Source organism: Microbacterium sp. NPDC076911 (assembly GCF_040687125.1).
Taxonomy (GTDB): Bacteria; Actinomycetota; Actinomycetes; order Actinomycetales; family Microbacteriaceae; genus Microbacterium.
On sequence record NZ_JBFBMP010000002.1, the window covers coordinates 261,470 to 270,030 of the forward strand.

Sequence of the window (8,561 nt, forward strand, 5' to 3'; positions counted from 1 at the left end):
TAACTCAGCGACGCCGCGCCTGCCGCAGCCGACCGCGCGCTCCTGCCAACGCACGGCGCGTCTTGCGCAACGCTCGTCTGAGCGGCGAACGTTCTGTCGGGTTCAGCCGCACGTACATGTTGACGAAGTCGCGCCAGGTTCCCGAGCCCACATAGCCTGCACGCTTGAGAAAGTGAATCTGCTCAACCGTGTCGCCGGGGATCGTCGTCGACATCTGGTCGAGGTTGTAGTCGAACGCGGTGTGACTGATGGAGAGATACTCCGTCGTACAAACGGTACGCGTGTGATAGCCCAACTCCCCTGCAGCATATGAGGGGACTCGTTCAAGAACGTGCGCAAGGCCCCCGTCGCGATACGCTTCCGCGCCGCCGAAGTCCTGATACTTCCAGGGGTGCTGAACGAGCAATCGCAACGCCGCTGGGCGCGCGATGAACATTGAACCGTACGGAGCGAGCGGAGATATCTCATCCGGCGGCACATGGATGCCGAGCGTCTCAGCGATGCGCTCGTATCCCGGCTTGTTTGACCACCAGCCACGTCCCATCGTCGGGTAGCCGATATGGATGGTCGGCGGATACGCCATGCCCAGGCCGGGTTCTTTCTGAAACAGCGCCACCAGATTGGCCGAGTAGCCTTCGCTGTTGAGCAGATTGTCAAACTGCTGCCGCTTGAAGTGTCGGCCGACGTTGAAGCCATCCTGCGGAGTTTTCTTCGAGTGGAGTTTGACGACGAGGTCGTAATTGTCGCTGAGCAAGATGTCGCGGCAGCCGACAAGAAAAGCGCTCTGGTCTCGACCATCGTTCTCAACTACCCGCACTTCGTGCGATCGCGCATTGCCGTTGCGCTGCTCGAGAATCTCGCGAATAGCAACCGCCCGCTCTTCTTCGGGCGTGGTGACTACCAGGTCATACTCGCCGGGAAGCGTGTCGACGTGATCGAGAATCTCGTCGGTCATCTCGACGTAGTAGATATGCGCAATTACAACGATGCGGAAGGGGTGTGTGGGGTCGTAGGAGATATCAACGTCCGGCAGAACCTCAAGCATCGCCGCATCAGCGTTCATCACCCGCGGTGGAACATTGCGCGCGAGATTGTCCCAAATCAACGGCATCGGATAGCCGTGCTTCTCCACCGTCTCCAACGTCCACCGGCCAATCACCGCGTGACGATCCAGGAACGGCGGATAGTGAAACAACGGCCGACGCTTCAGCAGCGGACAACCATCCTCAATCAACAAATCCGCGTTGAACAACGCCGGATGCGTCGTCGGATACTTCTCAAACCCGAAAGCCACACCCGCAGTGAAACCACGATCCGTGAAATGTTCCGTAAACACCGCCTCGTGCTTCAACACAGCATCAAAGTAGTCCGGCATCGGCGGAAGATCACGCCAATACGATGCCCACGAATCCGACAAGAACATATCCCGCCGCACAGCAATCCAAAACGACTGCAAGTGATACGCCAGACGCCCCTCACCCGTAAACGGGTTAGGCACCTCCTCAGCATGATCCGTCATGCCCCAGAAATGCACCTCACGTGCATCCATCCGCTCAAACAACGGACCAAACGGACGCACCGGACCGTACCAAGTGTCATTCGCCAACACGATCTCGTCGTACGACGAAAGATCCCCCGCGAACTCCAACGCCTCTTTATGCGCCCAAATGTCGTACCCGACGTTCTCACGCACCAACACCGAATCCGACACCGGCGCCAACTTCTCACGCCCCGCCGCACTCAGCGAACCATTCGCCACCACCAACACATGCGCCGCATGCTCACGCAACGCAGCCAAAGCATGAACAACGAAATCCTCTACCTCACCACGGCGGTCATACACCACATACACAACCAGCCGACGACCACCATCAGGAAACACCGACGGAGCCAAAACCCCCGAAACCACACTCACAACCCCGACACCTCCCCCGACACCACAACCGACGAGCGCCCACGACGAAGCCGAGCGCGTACACGTCGATACCGCTCAAGCGCCCGCCACGCCAAAGCGAGAAGTGGCTCCAGCATCTTGCTCGCACGGGGGTGATTCATCCGCAAGTACATGCGCCCCAAGCTGATCGGTCCTCCATGACCCACCCATCCAGCGCGATGCAGAAACTGAATCTGCTCGACTGGGTAGCCCGGCGTTGTCGAGAACATCTGATCAACCTTCTCTTCGAGCGCGGTATGACTGATCGACGCATGTTCGAGGTTGAGCACAGTGCGGCAGTGGTACCCGCGTTCGCCGACGGCATACGGAATCAGCCGTTCCTGCATTCGCGCAAGGTCGCGTGCACCTCGCGCCTGAGCGCTTGGATAGTCCGAGACGCTCCAACGTTGCCCAGCAAGGATGCGCAGCGCATCGGGGCGCGCTACCCACATACCCCCGATAGGAGCCAGCGGCGAAGGGTCATCGAGCGGCACTCGGATACCAAGCTGCTTGCAGAGTTCCGAGACTGGATGCTTCAGTCCGGCCCAGCCGCGACCCATCGTCGACAGGCCGATGTGTGTCATCGGTGGAAACACAACGCCAAGGCCCGGCTCTCGCTGAAACAGAGACAGCACGTTCGAAAAGTACCCGGGCGAACTGACAATATTTTCGATCTGGTGTCGACGAAAGTAGCGCTGCGAGTTGAATCTTCGTGTCGTCCGTTTCATCGTGTGAAGTTTGACGACAAGGTCATAGCGGTCGCTCTCCCACACGTCGCGACATGCGACGAAGAAAGCTGCCATGTCACGACCGTGCGCAGAAGCCAGCGGACGCACCTCGCAACGAGCATCGTCAATATCGTCTCGACGTTCGATGCGACTACGCACATATTCGGTGTCTTCAGTGCCAACCGCGGTGATGAAAAGGTCTGCATCGGCGGGAAGCATCGCGAACCGGTCAAGCAATTCGTCAATCAGCGCGATATCGCGAACGTGCACAACCGCCGCAATGCGGAAGGGTTGTGTGGGGTCGTAGGAGATATCAACATCCGGCAGAACCTCAAGCATCGCCGCATCAGCGTTCATCACCCGCGGTGGAACATTGCGCGCGAGATTGTCCCAAATCAACGGCATCGGATAGCCGTGCTTCTCCACCGTCTCCAACGTCCACCGGCCAATCACCGCGTGACGATCCAGGAACGGCGGATAGTGAAACAACGGCCGACGCTTCAGCAGCGGACAACCATCCTCAATCAACAAATCCGCGTTGAACAACGCCGGATGCGTCGTCGGATACTTCTCAAACCCGAAAGCCACACCCGCAGTGAAACCACGATCCGTGAAATGTTCCGTAAACACCGCCTCCTGCTTCAACACAGCATCAAAGTAGACCGGCATCGGCGGAAGATCACGCCAATACGATGCCCACGAATCCGACAAGAACATATCCCGCCGCACAGCAATCCAAAACGACTGCAAGTGATACGCCAGACGCCCCTCACCCGTAAACGGGTTAGGCACCTCCTCAGCATGATCCGTCATGCCCCAGAAATGCACCTCACGTGCATCCATCCGCTCAAACAACGGACCAAACGGACGCACCGGACCGTACCAAGTGTCATTCGCCAACACGATCTCGTCGTACGACGAAAGATCCCCCGCGAACTCCAACGCCTCTTTATGCGCCCAAATGTCGTACCCGACGTTCTCACGCACCAACACCGAATCCGACACCGGCGCCAACTTCTCACGCCCCGCCGCACTCAGCGAACCATTCGCCACCACCAACACATGCGCCGCATGCTCACGCAACGCAGCCAAAGCATGAACAACGAAATCCTCTACCTCACCACGGCGGTCATACACCACATACACAACCAGCCGACGACCACCATCAGGAAACACCGACGGAGCCAAAACCCCCGAAACCACACTCACAACCCCGACACCTCCCCCGACACCACAACCGACGACCAATAGTCCACATCGACCGTGACACGGAGTACCGCGTCGTCACTGATCTTAGAGACAGAAGTCAGTGTTTTCCCTGCTCAAGTGCTGTGAGCAGGTAGCGGCCGTAACCACTCTTCAGAAGCGGTTCAGCGCGTGCGCGCAACTCGTCGTCCGACAGGAAGCCCATTCGCCATGCGACCTCTTCGGGGCAGCCGATCGACAATCCCTGACGCTTCTGCACCGTACGGATGAACTCGGTTGCCTCACTCAGGGAGTCGAATGTGCCAGTGTCGAGCCATGCGGTGCCGCGGGGAAGGATCTCAACCTTGAGATCACCCCGATCAAGGTAAGCCTTGTTGACGTCAGTGATCTCAAGCTCACCGCGTGGTGACGGCTTCAACTGTTTCGCGATCTCCACTACGTCATTGTCATAGAAGTAGAGGCCCGGGACCGCATAGTGGCTCTTCGGCTTCGCAGGCTTTTCTTCGAGCGAAACGACTTTGCCGGCACGATCGAACTCGACGACGCCGTACGCAGTCGCGTCGTCTACCCAATAGCCAAAGACCACGCCACCGGTGAGCTCGTTGTACTGCCTTAGCCTTGTTCCGAGGCCTGGACCGTAGAAGATGTTGTCACCGAGCACGAGCGCGACGCTCTCTGAACCGATGTGGTCTTCACCGAGGATGAATGCTTGCGCAAGTCCGTCCGGTGAGGGCTGCATCTTGTAGGTGATATTGATGCCGAACTGGCTTCCATCGCCCAGCAGGCGCTGAAACTGATCTGCATCGTGAGGCGTCGTGATGACCAGAACATCGCGAATTCCCGCCAAGATAAGCGTGGCAAGCGGATAGTAGATCATCGGCTTGTCGTAGACGGGCACCAGCTGCTTCGATGAGCCGAGGGTGATGGGATGCAGCCGGGATCCTGTCCCGCCCGCGAGAATGATTCCGCGCATAGAACCAGTTTCCCCTACCGCGCGTCAGCCGCCAAACAGGTCAGCCCGAATTCGCTCACGCGAAAGTGGCGTATGAGCTGCCGCCATCTGCACGTCGTTGGCGCCTCCAGCCACGTTGAGCGCGTTCAAACCTGATACCTGCGAGCCAGGTATGAACCACCAGTGCTGCTGGCCCTGGGCAACCTGCCGAGTACGGAATCCGCTGATGACGGCAGTCCGGTGCAACCAGACATCATCTGCAGACGGTGCGAGGGTGCGAAAGATGTCGCCCTCGTCGAGGAGGGCGCGCTGAAGCGGAACGGGAAGAATCTGGCCAGAAACCGACGTGGCGAAGTGCGCGAAGCTCGGCTCATCGTCGTCGCACGAGCGCCAGGTGGCGTACGGGAGAAAACCATCGTCGCTCATTCCAATGACATGTGCCCGGTAGGCGACGACGAGTTCGGGGTGCTCAAGGTGCACCCGCATGAGGTGTTCGAGCCAGGTCGCGGGGTACACGATGTCGTCGTCACTCAGCACGAGCGGAACCTCGGCCGCTGACTCCAGCAGATACGGCCAATACTTGGTGTGAACGCCGAACCCAGGCTCGCAGTAACGTATCTCGAGTCCACGCTTCTCAAGCCGACGGAGACGCCAATTCTGCCGTTTCGGTGCTGAATCCAGCCATAGAATCAACCGCCCCGGAAGCACGGTTCCGCGCCCAATCGATTCGAGCGCCAGCCACACGTCTTCAATGCGCCGTCCGTGCGTGGTCATCGTGACGGTCACCAAGCTGGATTCGTCGACAATCCTTTCACTCTGGCGAGGGTCGCTATTGCGCTTCCAGAGCGTCGTGATATCTCGGGCAACCTCGGGGGGTGGACTGTCCACGGTTCCGACCGAATGAGGTAGGCCGCCAAACTTCACGGCGGCGGCGCGAAGCATACGGCGGGCACGCGCAGTCACGGTCTCGAGGGCTGGGCGCGTCATGCGTCCACGATACAAGTAGCTTGAGGCCACGCTCGGCGGGCAGGCCTTTGGCAGATACGCTAGGTGCTATGCGTAAGTTGCTCGTTACCGGCGGTGCCGGGTTCATTGGTTCGAACTTCGTCCATCACTTGGTTGAGCACACGGATGACCATGTCACGGTGCTGGATAAGTTGACGTATGCGGGCAATGTGCAGTCCCTGGCGGGGTTGCCTGAGGACCGGGTGCGGTTCGTGAAGGGTGACATCACGGATGCGGCGTTGGTAGACGGGTTGTTTGCTGAGGTGGATGCGGTGGTGCATTACGCGGCGGAGTCGCATAATGACAATTCTTTGGATAACCCTCGTCCGTTTCTGGATACGAACATCATCGGCACGTACACGTTGCTTGAGGCTGCGCGTAAGCATGACCGGCGTTTTCACCACATCTCGACCGATGAGGTGTACGGGGATTTGGAGTTAGACGATCCGGAGCGTTTCACCGAGCAGACTCCGTATAACCCTTCGTCGCCGTATTCGTCGACGAAGGCCGGTTCGGATCTGTTGGTGCGGGCGTGGGTGCGTTCTTTCGGTGTGAAGGCGACGATTTCGAACTGTTCCAATAACTACGGCCCGTATCAGCATGTGGAGAAGTTCATTCCGCGTCAGATCACGAACGTGATCCGCGGAATTCGCCCGAAGCTGTACGGTGCGGGTGAGAACGTGCGTGATTGGATTCACGCGGATGATCACTCCAGCGCGGTGTTGACGATTTTGGATCGCGGTGTGATGGGTGAAACGTATCTGATCGGTGCGGATGGTGAGAAGAACAACAAGGATGTTGTCGAACTGATCTTGTCGACGATGGGTCAGCCTGCGGATGCGTACGATCACGTCACTGACCGTCCCGGTCACGACATGCGTTACGCGATCGATTCAGCACGGTTGCGTGACGAGTTGGGGTGGATGCCGCAGTACAGCGATTTTGAGTCGGGTATCGCCGCGACCATCCAGTGGTATCGCGATAACGAGGCCTGGTGGGCTCCCGCGAAAGACGCGACCGAAGCGTTTTACGCATCGAAGGGGCAGTAACCATGGCCGACGATTCCGCTATCGCGTTCGGCAAGCCGCTCGCGGCGACCACGACGGCGATCCCTGGGTTGGTGGTGTGGGATCTGCCCGTGCACGGTGATGCGCGCGGGTGGTTCAAAGAGAACTGGCAACGCGAAAAGATGGTCGCTGCCGGGTTGCCTGATTTCGGCCCCGTGCAAAACAACATTTCGTTCAACGATGCCGTCGGCACCACTCGCGGTATCCATGCCGAACCGTGGGACAAATGGGTGTCGGTCGCGACCGGCCGGATCTTCGGCGCGTGGGTAGATCTGCGCGAGGGCCCCTCGTTCGGTGCGGTGTATACCGCTGAGATCGACCCGTCCCGAGCAATTTTCGTGCCCCGCGGTGTCGGCAACGCCTACCAAACCCTCGCCGCAGACACCGCGTACGTGTACTTGGTCAACGATCACTGGTCACCCGCCGCGAGCTACACCTTCTTGAATCTTGCTGACGAGACCGCCGCGATCGATTGGCCCATCCCGCTCAGCGAGGTAGAGATCTCGGCGAAAGACCTCGCCCACCCGCGCCTGGACGCCGTGGTACCGATGCCGCCACGTAAAACCCTCGTTCTTGGCGCAGACGGCCAACTCGGCCGTGCGTTGCGTGATGTTCTCGGTGACAGCAACGTGGAATACGCCACTCGCACCACCCTGGATCTCACCGATCCTGACCTGGCCACCGCGAAGCACTGGCGCGATTACGGCACCATCATCAACGCTGCCGCATACACCGCCGTTGATACCGCCGAAACCCCCGAAGGACGCACCGCCGCGTGGGCTGTCAACGTGACCGCTGTTGCAGCGCTGGCCCGCATCGCAACCGCACACGACATCACCCTCGTGCATGTATCCAGCGACTACGTCTTCGATGGCACCAACACCAACGGATACCTCGAAACCGACCCGATCAGCCCCCTAGGCGTCTACGGGCAAACAAAAGCCGCCGGCGACGCGATCGTCACCACCGTGCCCCGCCACTACATCCTGCGCACCTCATGGGTCATCGGCGAAGGCAACAACTTCGTGCGCACCATGATGCGACTCGCCGAACGCGGCATCAACCCCGCCGTCGTGAACGACCAAACCGGTCGACTCACCTTCACCACCGACCTCGCCACCGGCATCCAACACCTCACCACCACCGACGCCCCATACGGAACGTACAACCTCACCGCATCCGGTGAACCCGCATCATGGGCAGACATCGCACGCATGACTTTCACTGCAGCCGGCCACGACCCCGAAAGAGTGTCCGGAACCACCACCGCTGAGTACTTCGCGAACGCGACCGCTCCGGTCGCGCCTCGCCCGACCAACAGCACACTCACGATCGACAAACTAACCGCAACCGGCTTCACCCCCGCCGAACAAACCACACAGCTCGCACGCTATGTGCAGCAGGTGCTCTCAGCCTAAAGTCCCCCTCGATCCCGCGCGTCAGGGGTGACGAGGCCGCAGCGCATGGGCGAAATACGCAGGTTGATCTGCAACTCCGGGTTGCACTAGCGCCCGATATTGGTCACGCGCGAGAGCCCCAGGTTCAAGAAAGCGTAGAGATGCCGCTTAGGCCGCAACGACGGTCTTCTCCACGGCACGACGAGCGATCCACACATCGTCAGAACCCACACGCACGCGCAACCACTCACCATCAGCAGACACCGCGTTCGC

General features: G+C 59.5%; 6 protein-coding genes. 2 read left to right on the top strand and 4 right to left on the bottom strand.

The window, feature by feature from the left end:
• Positions 1-4: 4 nt before the first annotated feature.
• The 4 genes from AB0O81_RS03685 to AB0O81_RS03700 form a co-directional block, all read right to left on the bottom strand.
• On the bottom strand, positions 5-1,915 hold the full coding sequence (locus AB0O81_RS03685) for a rhamnan synthesis F family protein (protein WP_363581354.1): 1,911 nt from the start codon (positions 1,913-1,915) through the stop codon (positions 5-7).
• Positions 1,912-3,870, bottom strand: a complete 1,959-nt coding sequence (locus AB0O81_RS03690) for a rhamnan synthesis F family protein (protein WP_363581356.1) — start codon at positions 3,868-3,870, stop codon at positions 1,912-1,914. The genes AB0O81_RS03685 and AB0O81_RS03690 overlap by 4 nt, the downstream gene beginning before the upstream one ends.
• A gap of 97 nt (positions 3,871-3,967) precedes the next feature.
• Positions 3,968-4,840, bottom strand: coding sequence for a glucose-1-phosphate thymidylyltransferase RfbA (rfbA, locus tag AB0O81_RS03695; protein WP_363581358.1), 873 nt, complete (start codon positions 4,838-4,840; stop codon positions 3,968-3,970).
• Between the two features lie 24 nt (positions 4,841-4,864).
• On the bottom strand, positions 4,865-5,806 hold the full coding sequence (locus AB0O81_RS03700; RefSeq protein ID WP_363581360.1) for a hypothetical protein: 942 nt from the start codon (positions 5,804-5,806) through the stop codon (positions 4,865-4,867).
• 68 nt (positions 5,807-5,874) lie between these two features.
• Here AB0O81_RS03700 and rfbB point away from each other — a divergent pair, with 68 nt between their 5' ends.
• Together rfbB and AB0O81_RS03710 are read left to right on the top strand one after the other, a co-directional pair.
• Positions 5,875-6,873, top strand: coding sequence for a dTDP-glucose 4,6-dehydratase (gene rfbB / locus AB0O81_RS03705; RefSeq protein WP_363581362.1), 999 nt, complete (start codon positions 5,875-5,877; stop codon positions 6,871-6,873).
• A gap of 2 nt (positions 6,874-6,875) precedes the next feature.
• Positions 6,876-8,309 (top strand): bifunctional dTDP-4-dehydrorhamnose 3,5-epimerase family protein/NAD(P)-dependent oxidoreductase, encoded by a 1,434-nt coding sequence (locus tag AB0O81_RS03710; protein WP_363581364.1) that lies wholly within the window; start codon positions 6,876-6,878, stop codon positions 8,307-8,309.
• The last annotated feature ends 252 nt before the right edge of the window (positions 8,310-8,561 follow it).

Bases quoted from the DNA above. Each gene is read 5' to 3' on its own strand.
- AB0O81_RS03710 (WP_363581364.1), top strand. From the start codon at position 6,876: ATGGCCGACGATTCCGCTATCGCGTTCGGCAAGCCGCTCGCGGCGACC.
- rfbB (WP_363581362.1), top strand. From the start codon at position 5,875: ATGCGTAAGTTGCTCGTTACCGGCGGTGCCGGGTTCATTGGTTCGAAC.
- AB0O81_RS03700 (WP_363581360.1), bottom strand. From the start codon at position 5,806: ATGACGCGCCCAGCCCTCGAGACCGTGACTGCGCGTGCCCGCCGTATG.
- rfbA (WP_363581358.1), bottom strand. From the start codon at position 4,840: ATGCGCGGAATCATTCTCGCGGGCGGGACAGGATCCCGGCTGCATCCC.